General features: G+C 54.1%; 19 protein-coding genes. 14 read left to right on the top strand and 5 right to left on the bottom strand.

Annotated elements, in window-relative coordinates:
* Nucleotides 1-27: 27 nt before the first annotated feature.
* A complete protein-coding gene (locus tag DI14_RS08670; protein ID WP_034807601.1) occupies nucleotides 28-1,323 on the bottom strand; it encodes a protoglobin domain-containing protein in 1,296 nt (431 codons plus the stop codon).
* A 150-nt stretch (nucleotides 1,324-1,473) separates the two neighbouring features.
* Here DI14_RS08670 and DI14_RS08665 point away from each other — a divergent pair, with 150 nt between their 5' ends.
* From DI14_RS08665 to DI14_RS08640, 6 genes are all read left to right on the top strand, one after another.
* Nucleotides 1,474-1,920 (top strand): hypothetical protein, encoded by a 447-nt coding sequence (locus DI14_RS08665; protein WP_034807599.1) that lies wholly within the window; start codon nucleotides 1,474-1,476, stop codon nucleotides 1,918-1,920.
* A gap of 43 nt (nucleotides 1,921-1,963) precedes the next feature.
* A complete protein-coding gene (locus DI14_RS08660; protein WP_152545892.1) occupies nucleotides 1,964-2,767 on the top strand; it encodes a hypothetical protein in 804 nt (267 codons plus the stop codon).
* Between the two features lie 90 nt (nucleotides 2,768-2,857).
* Complete coding sequence (gene rpoE, locus DI14_RS15050) at nucleotides 2,858-3,337, top strand: DNA-directed RNA polymerase subunit delta (protein WP_051622659.1); 480 nt, start codon at nucleotides 2,858-2,860, stop codon at nucleotides 3,335-3,337.
* 237 nt (nucleotides 3,338-3,574) lie between these two features.
* Entirely contained in the window at nucleotides 3,575-5,170 is a 1,596-nt protein-coding gene (locus DI14_RS08650) for a CTP synthase (protein ID WP_034807595.1), read from the top strand.
* Between the two features lie 133 nt (nucleotides 5,171-5,303).
* A complete protein-coding gene (locus DI14_RS08645; RefSeq protein WP_034807593.1) occupies nucleotides 5,304-6,134 on the top strand; it encodes a TVP38/TMEM64 family protein in 831 nt (276 codons plus the stop codon).
* Between the two features lie 42 nt (nucleotides 6,135-6,176).
* Nucleotides 6,177-6,731, top strand: coding sequence for a GNAT family N-acetyltransferase (locus DI14_RS08640; RefSeq protein ID WP_034807605.1), 555 nt, complete (start codon nucleotides 6,177-6,179; stop codon nucleotides 6,729-6,731).
* 13 nt (nucleotides 6,732-6,744) lie between these two features.
* Here the strand turns inward: DI14_RS08640 and DI14_RS08635 are convergent, their stop codons facing one another.
* From DI14_RS08635 to DI14_RS08625, 3 genes are all read right to left on the bottom strand, one after another.
* Nucleotides 6,745-7,413 carry a helix-turn-helix domain-containing protein gene (locus DI14_RS08635; RefSeq protein ID WP_152545891.1) on the bottom strand — a complete coding sequence of 223 codons (669 nt, stop codon included), beginning with the start codon at nucleotides 7,411-7,413 and terminating at the stop codon, nucleotides 6,745-6,747.
* Between the two features lie 115 nt (nucleotides 7,414-7,528).
* Nucleotides 7,529-7,741: a hypothetical protein gene (locus tag DI14_RS08630; RefSeq protein WP_034807587.1), complete on the bottom strand. Its 213-nt coding sequence runs from the start codon at nucleotides 7,739-7,741 to the stop codon at nucleotides 7,529-7,531.
* A 262-nt stretch (nucleotides 7,742-8,003) separates the two neighbouring features.
* Nucleotides 8,004-9,119: an NADH-dependent flavin oxidoreductase gene (locus tag DI14_RS08625; protein ID WP_034807585.1), complete on the bottom strand. Its 1,116-nt coding sequence runs from the start codon at nucleotides 9,117-9,119 to the stop codon at nucleotides 8,004-8,006.
* A gap of 261 nt (nucleotides 9,120-9,380) precedes the next feature.
* Between DI14_RS08625 and DI14_RS08620 the strand changes: the two genes are divergently transcribed.
* Entirely contained in the window at nucleotides 9,381-11,039 is a 1,659-nt protein-coding gene (locus DI14_RS08620; RefSeq protein ID WP_034807583.1) for a glycerol-3-phosphate dehydrogenase/oxidase, read from the top strand.
* Between the two features lie 70 nt (nucleotides 11,040-11,109).
* Here the strand turns inward: DI14_RS08620 and DI14_RS08615 are convergent, their stop codons facing one another.
* The gene (locus DI14_RS08615; RefSeq protein WP_034807581.1) at nucleotides 11,110-11,571 is read right to left on the bottom strand and encodes a hypothetical protein; all 462 of its coding nucleotides are present in this window, start codon (nucleotides 11,569-11,571) and stop codon (nucleotides 11,110-11,112) included.
* 109 nt (nucleotides 11,572-11,680) lie between these two features.
* Between DI14_RS08615 and DI14_RS08610 the strand changes: the two genes are divergently transcribed.
* The 7 genes from DI14_RS08610 (at nucleotide 11,681) to glpX (ending at nucleotide 17,418) form a co-directional block, all read left to right on the top strand.
* Complete coding sequence (locus tag DI14_RS08610) at nucleotides 11,681-12,028, top strand: DUF1093 domain-containing protein (RefSeq protein WP_034807580.1); 348 nt, start codon at nucleotides 11,681-11,683, stop codon at nucleotides 12,026-12,028.
* 103 nt (nucleotides 12,029-12,131) lie between these two features.
* Nucleotides 12,132-12,491 (top strand): response regulator, encoded by a 360-nt coding sequence (locus DI14_RS08605; protein WP_034807578.1) that lies wholly within the window; start codon nucleotides 12,132-12,134, stop codon nucleotides 12,489-12,491.
* A gap of 160 nt (nucleotides 12,492-12,651) precedes the next feature.
* A complete protein-coding gene (gene fba, locus DI14_RS08600) occupies nucleotides 12,652-13,506 on the top strand; it encodes a class II fructose-1,6-bisphosphate aldolase (RefSeq protein WP_034807576.1) in 855 nt (284 codons plus the stop codon).
* A 93-nt stretch (nucleotides 13,507-13,599) separates the two neighbouring features.
* Complete coding sequence (locus DI14_RS08595; RefSeq protein ID WP_034807574.1) at nucleotides 13,600-14,430, top strand: hypothetical protein; 831 nt, start codon at nucleotides 13,600-13,602, stop codon at nucleotides 14,428-14,430.
* A 73-nt stretch (nucleotides 14,431-14,503) separates the two neighbouring features.
* Nucleotides 14,504-15,154 carry a fructose-6-phosphate aldolase gene (gene fsa, locus DI14_RS08590; RefSeq protein WP_034807572.1) on the top strand — a complete coding sequence of 217 codons (651 nt, stop codon included), beginning with the start codon at nucleotides 14,504-14,506 and terminating at the stop codon, nucleotides 15,152-15,154.
* 27 nt (nucleotides 15,155-15,181) lie between these two features.
* Nucleotides 15,182-16,432, top strand: a complete 1,251-nt coding sequence (gene murA, locus DI14_RS08585) for a UDP-N-acetylglucosamine 1-carboxyvinyltransferase (protein WP_034807603.1) — start codon at nucleotides 15,182-15,184, stop codon at nucleotides 16,430-16,432.
* Between the two features lie 17 nt (nucleotides 16,433-16,449).
* Nucleotides 16,450-17,418: a class II fructose-bisphosphatase gene (gene glpX / locus DI14_RS08580; RefSeq protein ID WP_034807569.1), complete on the top strand. Its 969-nt coding sequence runs from the start codon at nucleotides 16,450-16,452 to the stop codon at nucleotides 17,416-17,418.
* Nucleotides 17,419-17,438: the final 20 nt, after the last annotated feature.

Here is a 17,438-nt window from a genome sequence, read left to right as displayed (position 1 = left end):
TGCCCTCCAACGGTCCGGGTGTTTCGTTTATTGCTCGGCTTTCGTCAAAAGCGATGACGTAAGATGAGACAACCCTTGTGTCGTCTCGTTGATTGCTGAAATGGTTTCGACCATCTGACTGAGGTCTTGTTTGTTGCGTTCAAATGAGAGGACGTAATTCCCCATCTCGTCTTTCACGGTCGAGAATCCTTGTTTGACCGCATTCAATTGTTGCATCGCTTCGTCGTTCGTGTTGTGCATCTGGCCCATCTGTTCAAGCAGCGCGGCGATGTTCGTCTCGTTCTCATGGATGAGGACGTTAATTTGACTGCTCAGCTGCTTGGCGTTCTCGGCGAGTGTGCGGACCTCGGTTGCGACGACGGCGAACCCTTTCCCGTGTTCACCGGCCCGGGCCGCTTCGATTGATGCGTTCAAAGCCAGCAAGTTCGTTTGGTTGGCGATTTGCTCGATGCTTCGAGTCATGTTGACGATTTCCTCGGACCCGTTCTTTAGTGCCGTGATGCGTTCGAGTGATGTATCGACGTATGTGGCCGAACGGGTGAACTCGGATTCCATCTGTTCGATTTGCCGTCCGTTCGTTTCCGTTAGCGTCATTAAGTGTCGGCTCATCTGCTCTGTCTGTTCTGTCTCACGTAACACTTGGTGGGCCCGTTGGCTCGTCTCTGCCATGGCGCTCCCGGTCCGTTCCATCGTCGTGGCGACTTCTGAACTGACATGGCCGATATCGCGCAACAGGGCATCGCGAGCGTCGCTCGCCGCCTCAATTTCATCAAGCCGCGCATTGACGTATTGCTCGGTCACGATTTGAGCGTCCAAGTTCATCGCATGGGACAAGGCGAGTAGCGCCTCTGTCATTGTGGCAGGGTCGTGTTGATAGTGCTCGACGATTTTGGGGACGAGGAGCGTATTGAATGCGGCATACGTCGCGAGGAACCACGTGACCGGCACCGCGTAATGATGGTGCGTCTGCCCCATGCGTTTACGCATGGCGAGGAACTTGTCATCGATTCGTCCGGTCAATAGGCTTCGGAAGTAGTCAGCGAATACGTTTTTCAGTCGCTCCCGTGTCGAAGCGGCGCTAGCGAGCTGGGCCATGTCAGGTTGTTGCATCAAATGGTCGAGCACGCTCTCTAACACATCGTCTAATACAGATTCGACGAGTGGCGCCATCGCTTGTAGCTGTTCGACTTGTCGCGACGTGTAGCCCATGTAGTGAGCCCGGCCGTTAAGGGTCGGATCGCTCGGTTTGGCGATCGTTGTCGCATTGGGAAAACCGATTGATGCGATAAACGAAGCGGATGATGATTTACGGAAGAGTGCCATATTGTTTCTCCTTTTCCTCATGAAGCTTAAAGTATGTTCTCTTCTATATCGGCAAAATGATGAAATAAGTGAGAAGTCGATGTGCAAACGGGAAATCCGGGAATGAATCATGTAAAAGTCGATGCACTTGATAGCGAAGGAGGCCGAGATGTGAAAAGTATCTTTGTGTTGTTGACAATCGTCAGTGCCCTAAGTAGCCAAATCTTGCCTCGAATTTTGTTCCTCGCGGTCATGGCGCTAGGCGAAGGGGCGAGTCGGGTGATTCCGTTCATGATTTTTTACGTCGCCAGCATGTCAGGGCTTCTCGTCTGGATTTATGTCGTCGGTCGAATCGGCTCAAAGCGAACATTTTTGCTGGCCCTCTTCGTCCTGGCCATCGGGCTCGGCTGTTGGTTTTTGCCGTTCACTTGGGGTGTCGAAGTGAGTGCGTTTTTCATCGGTGTCGGATCGATCGGTGTCGGCACGATGATGACGACGATCCTGTCTCAGCTGAAGGAGTTCTCTCCACAGAAGGAAGGGGGGGAGTTCGCTTCCACTCGTCATCTTGCTCGTCGCGTGGATTGCGTTATTCTCGTACGCGCTCACGCGCTCAAATGATCTCGCGGTCTTGTTCTTTATAATCAGCCTGAGTTTGCCGTGGTTGTTCGTTCGAAAGCTCCCACTTACGCGTGAAGCGACATGGACGTTCTCGACGACGCTGTTCCTTCGGGCGTTTCTCGTCGTCACCGTTTTCACACTCCTCAGCCGACTCGTCAGTCTACTAGAAGGGACGCGTGGGTATCTCGAGATTTTCTTCTTGACGCTACTCCTCGTCAGCTATATGGTCTGGCTCCTGCTTCAGCGGAAGACACGGAATTATGTGACGACGAAATCGACGCGCCAAGTCCAGTTCTTGGCGTATGCCGTCGGACTGTTCGGAGGGTGGACGTTGATTGGGGCCGTCTTCACGAGCCTCGCCCTCTATTCCTTCAACGTATTGCTCTTTTATGTCTTCGTTCCGTTTTTATTTGGTGTCATCGGCTGGATATTATTCGGTCAGGTCGTACCAGGTGTCAAACGTCCGTATTCGTTTCTACTCGTCTCATCGGCCGCGTTCTTCCTCGGCTTTTGGCATCCGATCGCCTTGATCCCGGTCTTGTTCGTGAACGGCTATATTCAGACGATGTATTCGAGCCTCGGACACGTGCACTTGTATACGGCCTACGGAGAGAATAAAGAGTTCGCGGCACTCGTCATGCAATTGTGGAAGAAGCTTGGGATGGTCGTCGCCCAAGTCTCGCTCATGCTCGGCATCCTCGCATACGGGCTGACAGTCGGCCAAACCGTCAACACCGACTTGTCGTTCGCCATCCCGAAAAGCTGGATGGTCGGCGTGCTCGCCGTGACGTGGGCGGTGAATGTCGCCGTCATCACCGTCTATTGGCGTCAAATCGTCCGGAAGTAAGTCGAAACAATTTTCTCTAGCTTTTTCATATCGCTTTTGTTTATAATGAGGAGTGATGTTTAACAAGTGACGGAAAAGGAGTGTCCTTTAATGAATAAATCGTTGATCGATTTCGTTTACGAGATTCTTCAAGAGACTGGCGAGCAACCAGTATCATTTGATGAAATCCGTGAGCAGATCAGACAAAACTATACGTTCGCAAGTGAAGAGGAAGAGCTCGAGAAAATCGCGCAACTCTACACGGACATGAACATCGACGGACTATTCGTCAACTTGGGAGCGAACCGTTGGGCGCTTCGTGTTTGGTATCCGTTCGATAAGTCGGACGAGGATCTCGTCATCGAAGCACGTCAACGCGGTGAGCTTGACGAGTTCGAAGAAGATCTCGATGAGACGGACGAAGGCATCGTCGACATCGAAGACGACCTCGACGTCTTTGCAAAAGGTGAAGATTTTGACGCATCTGAGTTTGAGACAGACGACGACGCCGAAAAAGTTCCAGACCTCGATGATTTCGAGGACGAGGACTTGGACGACGACCTCGATGTCGAAGACGAGGATGATTTATAAGAGACCGCAAAAAGCCGGGCATTTGTCCCGGCTAGGCGTGTCTCTTTTTCTTTTTTGCGGCTTTCGAAAAAGAAAAAATAATGACTTGACGACTGCATCGTCTCTGACGTAAATTAGTCATGGGCTCGTTTAGCACATGCCGATGCAGCAAAAGTGTCCTCCATTTCAGTGGGGGCACTTTTGCTTTTTTTGTTTTTTGTTTTCCCATAGTGGGCATTCATGAGAGGAGAAATGATGATGACAAAGTATATTTTCGTAACAGGTGGGGTCGTATCCTCACTCGGTAAAGGAATCACAGCCGCTTCACTCGCACGTCTACTCAAAAACCGAGGATTGAACGTGACGATTCAAAAGTTTGACCCGTACATCAACATCGACCCGGGCACGATGAGCCCGTATCAACACGGGGAAGTGTTCGTCACAGACGACGGCGCCGAGACGGACCTTGACCTTGGGCACTATGAGCGCTTCATCGACATCAACTTGTCGCAAAACGCGAACGTGACGTCAGGCCGCATTTACTCGACGGTCCTCAAAAAAGAGCGCCGTGGGGATTACAACGGTGGAACGGTCCAAGTCATCCCGCACATCACGAACGAGATCAAAGACCGCGTCTTCCGTGCCGGCCGTGAGACGAACGCGGACGTCGTCATCACAGAGATTGGTGGAACAGTCGGTGACATCGAGTCGCTTCCGTTCATCGAAGCCATTCGCCAAGTGAAAAACGACATCGGCAAAGAGAACGTCATGTACGTCCACTGTACGCTCGTCCCATATCTCCGCGCAGCCGGTGAGATGAAGACGAAGCCGACACAACATAGCGTCAAAGAACTTCGCAGTTACGGGATTCAGCCGGATATCATCGTCCTCCGTACGGAGCATGACATCCCAGAAGACATGCGTGAGAAAATCGCGCTCTTCTGTGATACACGCAAAGAAGCGGTCATCGAGGCGCAAGACGCATCGACACTCTATGAAGTACCGCTCAACCTTCAAAAACAAGGCATGGACCAACTCGTCAACGACTACTTCGGTTTCAACACGCCGGCAGCAGACATGACGGCTTGGAAAGAACTCGTCCACACGGTGACGCATCTCGAGAAGAAAGTGAAGATCGCCCTCGTCGGGAAGTATGTCGAGCTCCGTGACGCGTATATCTCGGTCGCAGAATCGCTCAAGCATGCCGGCTACGCGTTCAACGCCGATATCGACATCGACTGGGTCAACGCAGAAGACGTGACATCAGAGAACGTCGCGACACTTCTCGGCGACGCGGACGGAATCCTAGTCCCAGGCGGGTTCGGGGAACGCGGCATCGAAGGGAAAATCGAAGCGACGCGTTTCGCTCGTGAGAACAACGTGCCGTTCTTCGGGATCTGCCTCGGGATGCAACTCGCGACGGTCGAATTCGCCCGTAACGTCTTAAAACTTGAGGGCGCCCATTCGGCAGAAATCGATCCATCGACGAACTATCCGATTATCGATTTGCTTCCGGAACAAAAAGACATCGAGGACCTCGGTGGCACGCTTCGCCTCGGCCTCTACCCATGTAAACTCGAACAAGGGACGAAAGCGCACGCCGCTTACAACCAAGAGCTCGTCTACGAGCGCCACCGTCACCGTTACGAGTTCAACAACGAGTACCGTGAAGCGTTCGAGGCGGAAGGGTTCAAGTTCTCAGGAACGAGCCCGGACGGTCGTCTCGTCGAGATTATCGAGATTCCAGAACACAAGTGGTTCGTCGCGTCGCAATTCCACCCAGAACTCATCTCGCGTCCAGAGCGCCCACAGCGCTTGTTCCACGACTTCATCCAAGCCTCGCTTGGCGAATGATTCACGAGCCGCAGTCGTCGACTGCGGCTTTTTCTATCGGACGAAAGGATGAGGTGTGTGACTGCTTCAGATGGATACATGTTCTCCGAAATCCGGGTAAACTAACAGTAGAACGGGGAGAGGGCGATGCGATATGCGGGAACGGTGGATGATTTATGGAGGGTACGGGGTATCATTGCTTTTGCTCGGCCTATTACCGTTTGTCGTCTTGCCGACCCTCTTGTTGCCGTATCAGCTCGGCTGGAGCGGGCTCGTCCTACTCACGCTCACAATCGGGCTGTTACGGACGATTCGTGAAGGGTCGAGTACGTACTTGAAGCAGATGTTGAAAGTGACGTTCAGCCTGTTCTTGTTGTTCGTTTTCATCTACTATGTCTCGTTCGGACTCGTCTTGTATGACACGTATGGGCTCGACCGATTGCTCGAACGCTATGACGATCAAGCCGCGCTCGTGTTCGCCGCCTTCAGCTTCTTGCAACCGATCGCCCTTCCGGTCCCGGAGGCGGTCAGTGTGCCGATTGGAAGCGTCGCCCTCGGGCCGCTCCGTGCCGCACTCATCGGAAGCGTCGCGACGACGCTCGGCATCCTCGTCATGTACGGGCTTGCCCGTTTTGGACGTGAGCGGGTCATGCGACTTTTAGATGCGGATAAGCTGGCCACATATGATCGGTACGTCGAAAGATATGGGCTTGGGGTCTTGCTCGTCTTGTTCGTCATCCCAATCTTGCCGGACGAGGTGATCTGTCTTGCGGCCGGTTTCAGTCGCGTGCCGTTCGGTCGCTTTGTCCTCATCGCGGCATCCGCGAAACTCGTGACGTCGTTCGGCCTTGCCTACTCGGTCACGCTCGGCGAGTTATTCATCACGGGTGCGAGCCCGTTCGCCATCGTCTCGGTCACGGCAAGTCTCATTCTCGTCTTACTCGCTTTCATTTGGCGACGACGGAAAAAAGGAGATTCGAACTGACATCTTGAAAGAGTGGACAGCACAGATCAAAAGGGAGATAGCATCGTGAACGACAAGACGTTACAGATTCGGCCGATTGAGGCACGCGACTTAGATCGCATTTGGGAATTGATTTACAAAGATGAGACGCCGGAGTGGAAGCGGTGGGATGCCCCGTATTTTGAACACTGGGCCATTCCGTACGAGACGTACCGCCAAGAAGCGGACGGCCACGTCGGTCGCGAAGACATGTGGGTCATCGAAGCCGAAGGGACGGTGTATGGAACCGTTTCTTCCTATTATGAGGACGCAGGAGAAGAATGGCTCGAAGTCGGAATCATCCTGCATCAAGCCGACCGCTGGAATCGTGGTCTCGGCACCCGGGCGCTTACGCTGTGGGTGAATCATTTGTTCACGACCCGTTCGACGGTCCGAGTCGGGTTGACGACATGGTCCGGTAACGAGCGGATGATGCGCGTCGCGGAAAAGGTCGGGATGCAGCTCGAAGGACGGATTCGTCGAGTGCGCGTCGTCGACGGGGTGCGGTATGATTCGATTCGCATGGGCATGCTTCGTGAAGAATGGGAACAACGGCAAAAGCGCAACGTCTCAATTTGAGGCGTTGCGCTTTTTATAGGTGGAACAGTTGGCGATATTGGAGCGGCGTCATCCGCTTATACGATTTGAACGTGTTGATGTAGGCGGTGCAGGACGCGAAGCAAAACTTTTCACCTATTGTACAAATCGGTACGTTCGTCCCGAGCAAGTCGGCGATGGATGCATCGATACGGCGTCGGCGAATCCGTTCCGGTATGCTCTCGCCGACTTCTTGCTTGAAGAGGGCGGACAAATAGTTGTTCGACAGACCGACCTGGTCGGCAATCCAAGGGAGCGACAGCGACGCGTCGCGTAAATGTTCTTCGATCAAGCGCAGTGTCGTCGAGACGTTCGGGTTCGTCGACACGGGTGGGGACAAGAACGCGGTCACTTTTGCTAAATACTCGACGATGACCGGAATGGCGTACAAAAAGTCGAGCGTCGTCTCCAATTCATCGATTAATGTCAGCAAGGCGCTCGTATAAGTGAGCGCGGTCTGCACGTTCGGGTTGTCGACCGGGATGAGACGGATGATGTGGTAGACGAGGCCACGATAATAGAAGCGGACACTCATATACTCATCATCTGACGGCAACGTCAACAAGTCGAGCGTCAACGTCTCGAGCAGTTGTTCGGCCCGAATCGGGTGCGCGTTTCGCAGTGCGCTCACGATTTGTTGGTCGAGCGAGTAAAAATTATCCACATGAGAAAAATCATCGAACAAGTTTTTGTCTCGATGAAGGTGATGTAGAAATTGACGTTTGATTTTATTTTCCAACGGATGATTCACTTCTTTCGTCGTACGATCGGGAACCGTTTTATTTCGTGCGAGGGACGTTCCGTTTCGTTGCTTGTTTCAACTCGGCGATTTCGCGCGCTAAAGCTTCTTCACGGGAACGGGCGGATGATTCGAGGTGGTGTTCAAGTTCTTTGCTCTTTTGTCGATACGTCTCAGCGACTTCTTTCGTGCGCTGTTGGTGCTGATTGAGCTGTTTGTTGTACGCATCGAGATCAATTGGCTTTTTCGTCATACTTATATGCCCCTTTCAAAAGACGGTCAAACAGACAGTTGAGGTGCAAGCGAGGCTTGACCCGAAGTCTCATGGAGGAAAACGACTCCTGTCCTTAGCTTACGAAGGGGAGTATATCTTGGGAAGTTTGGTCGCTACGAAACGAGTGGTGAAAACGAAGAAAAATGTGACGAAATTGTGTCCGGATTCATTTTTTTACACACAGGTTCACGTAAGAAGACGAATCAAAAAATCCGCAGACATGACGTCTGCGGATCAAGGATTACTTGACCGCCTGGTCTTTAATCGGGAACCAGCCGGCACGTGTCGTGATGGCGTTCCAAAGCGGGGCCGGGACGGCGAGTTCAGCTTGTTTGTTCAAGTCGAGCTCGGTCTCAATCTCATCTCCGCGACCGTCTTTCACTTTCTCGAGCCAATCCGGATCGATGATGAGCTCACGGCCGAGCGCGGCGAGGTCGATGACGTCGAGTGCGTCCTCGACTTGACCCGGACGTTGCAACTGTCCGACTCCGATGAGTGGGACGGCACCGTTGATGCGCTTCGCGATACGGTCAATCGCTCGCTCCGTCACGTTCTCGTCGCGCATCGAGGCGGTGTTGAAGTTCCAGAGCGAGGCATGGATGTAATCGAGTCCTTCCTCGAGCAACATGTCAATCAACACGTCCGTATCGTCGAGCGTGATACCTGGCTCTTCGACTTCTTCTGGCGAGAAGCGGTAGCCGACGAGGAAATCGGCCGTCTCTTTCGCTGCGTCTTTGACGGCACGGATGACTTCACGCGGGAACGTGAGCCGGCCCTCGACATCGCCACCGAAGCGGTCGTCGCGTCGGTTCGAATGGGGCGAGAAGAACTGTTGAATCAAATACGTGTTCGCACCATGAATCTCGACGCCGTCGAATCCGGCCTCGATGGCACGGCGTGTCGCGTCACCGAACGCTTGGATGATTGCTTCGACTTCTTCGGTCTCGAGGGCGCGTGGCGTGACGGCACCTTCGCGCACCGGTGCGACCGCACTCGCGCTCACGGGTTGCTCGTTCGGGACGAGGTTTGGCGGTGACATGCGGCCGGCGTGGAAGATTTGCAGAATCGCTTTGGCGCCTTCCGCCTGCAAGCTCTCAGCGAGTTGACGCAGACCTGGGATGAACTTGTCGTCATTGACGCCGAACGCGTTCGGGAAGCCTTTGCCGTCCTCGGTCACGTAAGCACAGGCCGTGATCGCGAGCCCGACGTTCTTCGCACGTTTCCGGTAATAAGCGAGTTCGTGTTCGGATACTTCTCCGGTCGGTTGTGACGAATAATGGGTCATCGGTGCCAAGACGAGTCGGTTATGGACCTCGACACCGTTTTTAAATTGGAAAGGTTGAATCATGCGTTGCATCTCTTATTTCCTCCTTCGTCGTGATACTTTGAAGTCTAGTTAACTGATTTCAAAATTGCGAGCGAGACGCATCTGGAGTTGCACGTCGCACGTTCCGTGAGCGGTTCGATGGTTCAACGTGTGAGAATAGGGTATAATACAGGAGAAAAGTTGATAACCGGTTGGAGACTACAGAGAGACCACGACATGGGGGCGAAGCCTTGTTTTGTTGTGGTCTCTTTTTGTATACCTTGAACCGGATTCATTATAGGAGGGAATAAGATGGAAATCAGAAACTTCTCAGCGAAAGAACGCGCGGCACGGTACGAACAATTGACGGGTGAACGGCACGACGTCCTCGTCGTCGGTGGAGGCATCACAGGCGCAGGGATCGCCCTTGACGCCGCTTCACGGGGGATGAAGACGGCCGTCCTCGAGATGCAAGACTTTGCGGCTGGTACGTCGAGCCGCTCGACGAAGCTCGTCCACGGGGGTTTGCGTTATTTGAAACAGTTCGAGGTCGCGCTCGTGGCCGAGGTCGGCAAAGAGCGCGCCATCGTATATGAGAACGGGCCACATGTGACGACGCCGGAACGCATGCTGTTGCCGATGCATAAAGGCGGGACGTTCGGTCCGCTCTCGACCGCGGTCGGTTTGATGGTGTATGACTTGTTAGCGGGCGTCAAGCGTGCCGAGCGCCGCTTGATGCTGAAACCGGACGAAGTCATTCAAAAAGCGCCGCTCGTGAAAAAAGACGGACTTGTCGGCGGTGGCTATTACGTCGAGTATCGGACGGACGACGCGCGCATGACGATCGAAGTCGCGAAAGAAGCGGCGAATCACGGGGCGCTTCTCATGAATTACTCAAAAGTGACGGGTCTCATCTATGAGAACGGCAAAGTCGTCGGCGTGAACGTCGAGGACCAAATCGATGGCAAGACGTATGAAGTGTACGCGAAGAAAGTCATCAACGCGACCGGTCCGTGGGTCGACGTACTTCGTGAACAGGACGGGTCGAACAAAGGCAAGATGCTTCGCCTGACGAAAGGGATTCACCTCGTCATCGATCAATCGAAGTTCCCGCTCAAACAAGCGATTTACTTCGATACGCCGGACGGCCGGATGGTGTTCGCGATTCCGCGTGACGGCAAGGCGTACGTCGGCACGACGGACACGTTCTTCGATAAAGACAAAGCGCACCCGCGCATGACGACCGAAGACCGTGACTATATTTTAGAGGCGATTCACTACATGTTCCCAGAAGTGAACGTGACGGCGGACGACGTCGAATCGAGCTGGGCCGGCATTCGCCCGCTCATCTACGAGGAAGGCAAAGACCCGTCTGAGATTTCGCGGAAAGATGAAGTGTGGCAATCCGAGAGCGGACTCATCACGATTGCCGGCGGGAAGTTGACCGGTTACCGCAAGATGTCGGAGACCGTCGTCGATTTGGTGGCGAAACTGATCAAACAAGAAGAAGGCATCGTCTTCCTCGCCTCGCGCACGAAGCACATGCCGATGTCGGGCGGCCACGTCGGGGGCTCGAAAGGGTTTGAAGACTTCTTGACGAAGAAGAAGGCGGAACTCAAAAATCTCGGTCTCGAAGACGACAAGGCCGAGCAACTCGTCCGGCTCTATGGGTCAAACATTGACCGCGTGACGGAACGGATGGACTCGAACGCGTACAATCTCCCGGAAATCGTTTACGCGCAGCTCCTGTACGGCATCGAAGAAGAGGCCGTCGTTCGGGCAATCGACTTCCTCGTCCGCCGTACAGGTGCGATGTTCTTCGATATCGATTTCGTTCAACAGCATAAAGACGGCGTCTTGCGCGCGATGGCCGACGTCTTTAAATGGTCGGATGCACGTCTCGAGGAAGAGCGGGCCGAGGTCGAGAAAGAAATCGAGCTCGCGGTCGTCCCAGCGACCGTCGAATCTTAAAAAAACTTCGCCGCAGCGAAGTTCAAATAGGAGACGAATCAAATGGCGAACAGCGATTTGGTTCGTCTTTTTATATGCCAAGCTCGTCATAGTACGCCATAATCCGTTCATCGAGCGCGAGGACGACGTCTTCATCTCCTGTGAAGTAAAAGAGCACGTACGTGCCGTCTTCACGATACACCTCGGCCTCGACGTTGATTGTCGTCATCCGTCCTTCGAACGAGACGTCAAGCTCGGCGATTTGATAAACGATGCCCTCATCCAATGACGGGTCGGCTACGCGCGTATGAATCTGTTTCACGCTCTTTCTTGAAATCGGCTCATCGAACACATCCGACAACAGGGCAAACGTCTCAGGGATGGCGACGAGATCTGCATCGATTGATGTAGCGAGCGGCACGTCCTCGTCTTCTGCATAGGCTTCCTGCTCAAGGGCGATGACGCGTGCCTCATCACCGAAGACGGAGACGATCGCGGCGACCCCACCGGCCATCACGAGTAAAAACAGTAAAAATCCAAGCAAATGTTTCATCCATCGAATCTCCCGTCCTATCAAGTAGCTTCAGTATAGCAAGGCACATCGTGTTTAGGAATGTCGGGATTATGGTATGGAAAGATAATGATTAGAGAAGAGAGGGATGATGATGAAACGGACGCGGTTCCTATTCGTCCTCCTCGCACTTACAGCAATCCTCGGTTGGGTAGTCGTCGATTCGAATCGGTTGTTTGCGGACAAGTATTATGTCCGCGTGCCGAATGCCGACACCGGCACGCGGGAAGGGACGGATTACGTGTATACGGCGATCGGGTACGGGGACGGGAATAAAAAGCGGTCGTTCACGTTCAATTCGGACGAGCGGCTTGCACCAGGTGATGTGCTGAAGCTGTATGTGAAAGACGAGACGGACGTCACAGCGCTCGAACGGATCGAGGAACGAGACGTACCGATCGAGATTGAGTTGGAGCCGGCTGAAGCAGCAGCATCTTAAGCTGTTTCCTTCTTTTGCAAATTGCTGCGTCGCCAAACGAAATCGGATTTGGTATGGTTATGGATGGAGTGTCAATCACACGTAACGGAAAGAAGGGTAACGGATGTCACGCATGTTAATCGCAGACGATCAGGACGGGATTCGCTTGATGCTCGCCCAAGTGTTTCAAAACCTCGGGATTGAGGTCGATACGGCGAACGACGGGCGATCGGCCTGGGAAAAGCTTGAACAGAACGGATATGACTTAGTATTGCTCGATATGAACATGCCGCGTATGTTCGGTCACGAAGTGCTCCGGAACATGCGCGACCAAGACATCGACACACCGGTAATGATCATGACGGCGTTCGGGGAGAAGACGACGCTTGAAGAAGTGCAACGCCTTGGCATCACAGCGCAATTTGAGAAGCCGTTCGACATTTATGGCATGATCGAGAAAGTGAAGGATGTCTTGAAAATCTAACGTTTCGTCACGAAGATGACATATGTAAACGCTTGCGCAGAGCCATTTCTATGCCCGAATAGCATAGGCACACGTTTATCGGTGTGTTATAATGGGAACGAATTGCACGGGGGCATTTTTCCCAAAGTGCACAATAGCGAACAGACAGGAGGATGTCATTATGCCATTAGTATCAATGACAGAAATGCTTAACAAAGCATTCGAAGGCAAGTATGCAGTAGGCCAATTCAACATCAACAACCTCGAGTGGACGCAAGCGATTCTTCGCGCTGCGGAAGACGAGAAATCACCAGTTATCCTCGGTGTATCTGAAGGTGCGGCGAAGTACATGGGTGGCTTCACAACAGTTGTCAAGATGGTTGAAGGTCTCATGCACGACTACAACATCACTGTTCCAGTTGCAATCCACCTCGACCACGGTTCTTCTTTCGATAAGTGTAAAGCAGCGATCGACGCTGGTTTCACATCAGTCATGATCGACGGTTCACACCATCCGATCGAAGAGAACATCGAAATGACGAAACAAGTCGTTGAATATGCACACGCTAAAGGCGCTTCAGTTGAAGCGGAAGTCGGCACAGTCGGCGGCGAAGAAGACGGCGTTGTCGGTGGCGTACAATACGCTGACCTCGACGAGTGTGTTCGTGTCGTAACAGAAGCGAAAGTTGATGCACTTGCAGCAGCACTCGGTTCAGTACACGGCGAATACCAAGGCGAGCCAAAACTCGGCTTCAAAGAGATGGAGGAAATCGCAGAAGCGACGAAAACTCCACTCGTCCTCCACGGCGGATCAGGGATTCCTGAGCACCAAATCAAAAAAGCAATCGAGCTCGGCCACAGCAAAATCAACGTCAACACAGAGTGCCAACAAGAGTGGACTCGTGCGGTACGTGAGAAAATCGCTGCTGACTCGAAAGTATATGACCCACGTAAAATCATCGGACCTGGTATCGAAGCAATCTACAACGTCGTTACTGGCAAGATGCGTGAGTTCGGTTCAAGCAACCGAGCGTAATCCTGTCTATACAAGTCGACCCTCCTCGGAGGGTCGACTTTTTTGTTGAAACTTCTCTCCTTTTTGTTCGTAAAACAACCAAGGAGGGATTTGATGAAATATACAGAACCGCAGACCGAACTGTTTTGGCGAATCTTTTATGTGTTGGCGGCCTTCATGCTCACCGGCCTCGCCTGCATGATCACGATTGCACCGCTCATCTTTATTTGGTTGAACCCGGCACCCTACATGATTCCGCTCTTATCCATCGTCGCACTAGGGGGATTCGGAGTATATTGGTTCGTCAATATGTTCCGGCAACTGTTTTGGAAGGAACGACATCGCTCGCGCTATGAGATGACGGCGACCCATTTGAACGGGGTGACGTGGCGCGTCGAGCCAGGGGAGTCAGTCGAACAGTCGGTGCGGCTCGAAGCGATTGAGCAGGTCGTCTTCTTTCCAGCCATCGTCCGAAAGACGCAACCGTCCCCGACCGTACCAATCGGGCGGCCGACGATTGACTTTTGTCCGATGCTCGCCATCATGACGGCGGACGAATCCGTCGAAATCTTGTTCGACCCACGTGACCTCGATCAATTCGAACGATGGATTGCTTATTTCCATGACCAGGGCACACCGCTCTATTACACGCCGAAGTGGCTTTATTGGATCGGGGCGAACATCGCGACACGGGAAGAGCGTTTTCTGTTGTTTCAACAACCGGATGAATTGATTCCGTTCTTCTACACGGGGGACATTCCAGCGGACGAGTCGACGGCCGCGACGGCTTGGATTGAGGCGTATGGGATAGAACGGCAACGTGAAGGCCCGCACGAGGCGCATTACGTGAAGCAGGCAAAAATTATGAAGTGGACAGCGATTGGGACCGTCCTCGGCATCGTGTTGCTCGCGGCGTCGATGATTGGAATCGCGGCATTCTCGTAAATGGTGTGGCAATTCGGAGTCGGTTTCCTCATAATAAGGAGTGTAAGCGATCACATTTCGAGGAGGAATACACATGCAGTTTTTCATTGACACGGCAAATGTGGAAGACATCAAGAAAGCCCATCGGATGGGCGTCATCGGGGGCGTGACGACCAATCCATCGCTCGTCGCGAAAGAAGGCGTCGACTTCCATACACGACTTCGTGAAATTTGTGAGATCGTCGGGGATCTCTCGGTCAGTGCGGAAGTTATTGCACTCGATGCAGCGGGTATGGTGGAAGAAGGAAAGGAACTTGCGGCCATCGCGCCGAATATTACAGTCAAGGTGCCCATGACACCAGACGGGATGGAAGCGGTCCATGAGTTTGCGAAACTGGGTATCAAGACGAACGTGACGCTCATCTTCAACGCCAACCAAGCGTTGTTGGCGGCTCGGGCCGGTGCGTCCTACGTATCGCCGTTCATCGGACGCCTTGACGATATCGGACAAGATGGGCTTGACCTCGTCGAGACGATTGCCGACATCTTTGCCATCCATGGCATCGAGACGGAAATCATCGCCGCATCGGTTCGCCATCCAGTCCATGTGACGAAGGCGGCGCTACTCGGTGCCGACATCGCCACCGTACCGTACAAAGTCATCGAACAGATGATGAAACATCCGCTCACTGACAAAGGAATCGAGCAGTTCCTCGCGGATTGGAACAACGCTCAATCCAAATAAGCTCGTCGCAGAAAGGTTTTGATCATCGTGGAAATTCTCCATATCGTTGGACAGCAAAAACTAGAAGGCAGCGTCGACATCAGCGGTGCCAAACAAAGCGCCCTGCCGTGTCTCGTCGCCGCGCTCCTCACGGAGGAGCCGGTCACGATTGAGAACGTGCCGGTCATCGAGGGCGTCGAAGTGATGCTGAACTTGTTACAAGAGCTCGGCGTCACCGTCGAGCGGGACGGGGAGCGGATGACGCTCCACGCGAAAGACGCGTTCCCGATGCCGCTCCTCGGCTCCGAAACGCGGAAAGTTCGGGCTGCTGTCTATTTGCTTGGGGTATTCGCGGCCCGTTTCAAAAAAGGGGCCGTCGGGTTGCCAGGAGGATATGCGATTGGTCCACGACCGATCGATTTACATTTAAAAGCGTTAGAACGGCTCGGCATTCACGTCGAGAACGAGTCTGGTCTCTATCACGTCACAGTCGACAAGTTGGTCGGCGATCGGATTTACCTCGACCTTCGTTCGTTCGGGGCGACGGTGAGTGCAATGCTCGCCGCGGTCCTCGCCGAAGGGACGACGGTCATCGAGAACGCCGCGATCGATCCGGAAGTCGTCGACGTCGCCACGATGCTCACCTCGATGGGGGCGCATGTCGTCGGCGCCGGGACGGACGAGATTCGCATCAAAGGGGTCGAACGCTTGCACGGTTGCACGCATACGCTCATCCCGGACCGTCTTGAAGCAGGGACGTTCATGATTTATGGGGCGGTGTCCGGGGACGTGACCGTACAAAACGTCATCCCGCACCACCTTGAAGGCGTCATCCAGAAGTTGCGTGATTACGGGGCTGAGGTCGAAGTCGGGGAAGAAGCGATCACGGTGCGGGCCAAGGCGTTTCTGCCGACCGACATCCGCGTCTTCCATTACTCGGGTTATCCGACCGACCTCCAACCGGTCATGTCGGCCGCACTCTTGAAAGCGGACGGGACGAGCATCGTCACGGACAAGCTCTACGCCCAGCGCTTCCGTCATATCGCGGAAATGCGGCGCATGAACGCCCAAATCACGCTCGAGGACGCCTCTGCCGTCATCCGCGGCGGTAACCCGCTCGCGAACGCCGAGATGGAATGTGCCGACGCACGGAGCGGTGCAGCCCTCGTCTTGTCGGGACTTCAAGCGAGCGGTGAATCGACATTGATTCATGCGGAACGACTACACGACTCATACGTCGACTTTGTCGGCAAACTAAAACGACTCGGCGCACTCGTCTGGGTAGATGAAGCCGAGTAACAAAGGGGAGAATTCGGGTGGAACGTAGTTTATCAATGGAATTGGTCCGGGTCACGGAAGCGGCAGCGCTCGCTTCGGCCCGCTGGATGGGGAAGGGCTTGAAAGTGGAGGCGGACGACGCCGCGACGACCGCGATGCGTGACGTCTTCGACACGATTCCGATGAAAGGGATTGTCGTTATCGGCGAAGGCGAGATGGACGAGGCACCGATGCTCTACATCGGGGAGAAAGTCGGGAACGGCTATGGCTCTCGCCTCGACGTCGCCGTCGACCCGCTCGAAGGGACGAGCATCGTCGCGACGGGGACATGGGGCGCCCTCGCCGTCCTCGCCGTCGCGGACGCGGGCGATCTGCTCCACGCGCCAGACATGTATATGGACAAGATTGCCGTCGGACCGGAAGCGGCCGGACTCATCAGCCTCGACAACACGATTGAAGAGAATATCGAAATCGTCGCCAAGGCGAAAGGCAAGAACGTCGAGGACGTCGTCGTCACGATTCTCCACCGGGAACGTCATGAGGAAATCATTCAACGCGTTCGCGCGACGGGTGCCCGAATCAAGCTCATCCCGGACGGTGACGTCGCGGCGGCCATCAACACGGCGTTCCCGAAAACGGGCGTCGACTTGTTGCTCGGATCTGGCGGGGCACCTGAAGGCGTCATCGCCGCCGTCGCCATGAAGTGTCTCGGGGGGGACTTCCAAGGCCGTCTGCTCCCAGAGGATGAGGCGCAAGAGAAGCGTTGCCAAGACATGGGCATCGCCGACACGGGACGCATCCTGCTCCTCGATGACCTCGTCAAAGGCGAGGATTGCATCTTTGCCGCGACCGGGGTCACGGACGGCGAGTTGCTCCGGGGTGTCCAATTCACGGGACAAGGCGGACAGACGCACTCGGTCGTCATGCGGGCCAAGTCCGGGACGGTCCGTTTTGTCGAAGGCATCCATTCGTTGAAGAAAAAACCGAAGATGGTCATGAAACCTTGATTCTCTCGAGCTGCAGACAA

Source organism: Exiguobacterium sp. AB2 (assembly GCF_000696055.1).
GTDB lineage: Bacteria > Bacillota > Bacilli > Exiguobacteriales > Exiguobacteriaceae > Exiguobacterium > Exiguobacterium alkaliphilum.
This window is presented reverse-complemented; position numbering and strand designations above follow the sequence as displayed.

Excerpts from the sequence above, each read along its gene's own strand:
- DI14_RS08645 (WP_034807593.1), top strand. The coding sequence starts at position 5,304 with ATGCGGGAACGGTGGATGATTTATGGAGGGTACGGGGTATCATTGCTT.
- DI14_RS08625 (WP_034807585.1), bottom strand. The coding sequence starts at position 9,119 with ATGCAACGCATGATTCAACCTTTCCAATTTAAAAACGGTGTCGAGGTC.
- DI14_RS08670 (WP_034807601.1), bottom strand. The coding sequence starts at position 1,323 with ATGGCACTCTTCCGTAAATCATCATCCGCTTCGTTTATCGCATCAATC.
- DI14_RS08615 (WP_034807581.1), bottom strand. The coding sequence starts at position 11,571 with ATGAAACATTTGCTTGGATTTTTACTGTTTTTACTCGTGATGGCCGGT.
- rpoE (WP_051622659.1), top strand. The coding sequence starts at position 2,858 with ATGAATAAATCGTTGATCGATTTCGTTTACGAGATTCTTCAAGAGACT.
- fba (WP_034807576.1), top strand. The coding sequence starts at position 12,652 with ATGCCATTAGTATCAATGACAGAAATGCTTAACAAAGCATTCGAAGGC.
- DI14_RS08610 (WP_034807580.1), top strand. The coding sequence starts at position 11,681 with ATGATGAAACGGACGCGGTTCCTATTCGTCCTCCTCGCACTTACAGCA.
- DI14_RS08650 (WP_034807595.1), top strand. The coding sequence starts at position 3,575 with ATGACAAAGTATATTTTCGTAACAGGTGGGGTCGTATCCTCACTCGGT.
- DI14_RS08605 (WP_034807578.1), top strand. The coding sequence starts at position 12,132 with ATGTCACGCATGTTAATCGCAGACGATCAGGACGGGATTCGCTTGATG.
- DI14_RS08595 (WP_034807574.1), top strand. The coding sequence starts at position 13,600 with ATGAAATATACAGAACCGCAGACCGAACTGTTTTGGCGAATCTTTTAT.
- DI14_RS08620 (WP_034807583.1), top strand. The coding sequence starts at position 9,381 with ATGGAAATCAGAAACTTCTCAGCGAAAGAACGCGCGGCACGGTACGAA.
- DI14_RS08630 (WP_034807587.1), bottom strand. The coding sequence starts at position 7,741 with ATGACGAAAAAGCCAATTGATCTCGATGCGTACAACAAACAGCTCAAT.
- fsa (WP_034807572.1), top strand. The coding sequence starts at position 14,504 with ATGCAGTTTTTCATTGACACGGCAAATGTGGAAGACATCAAGAAAGCC.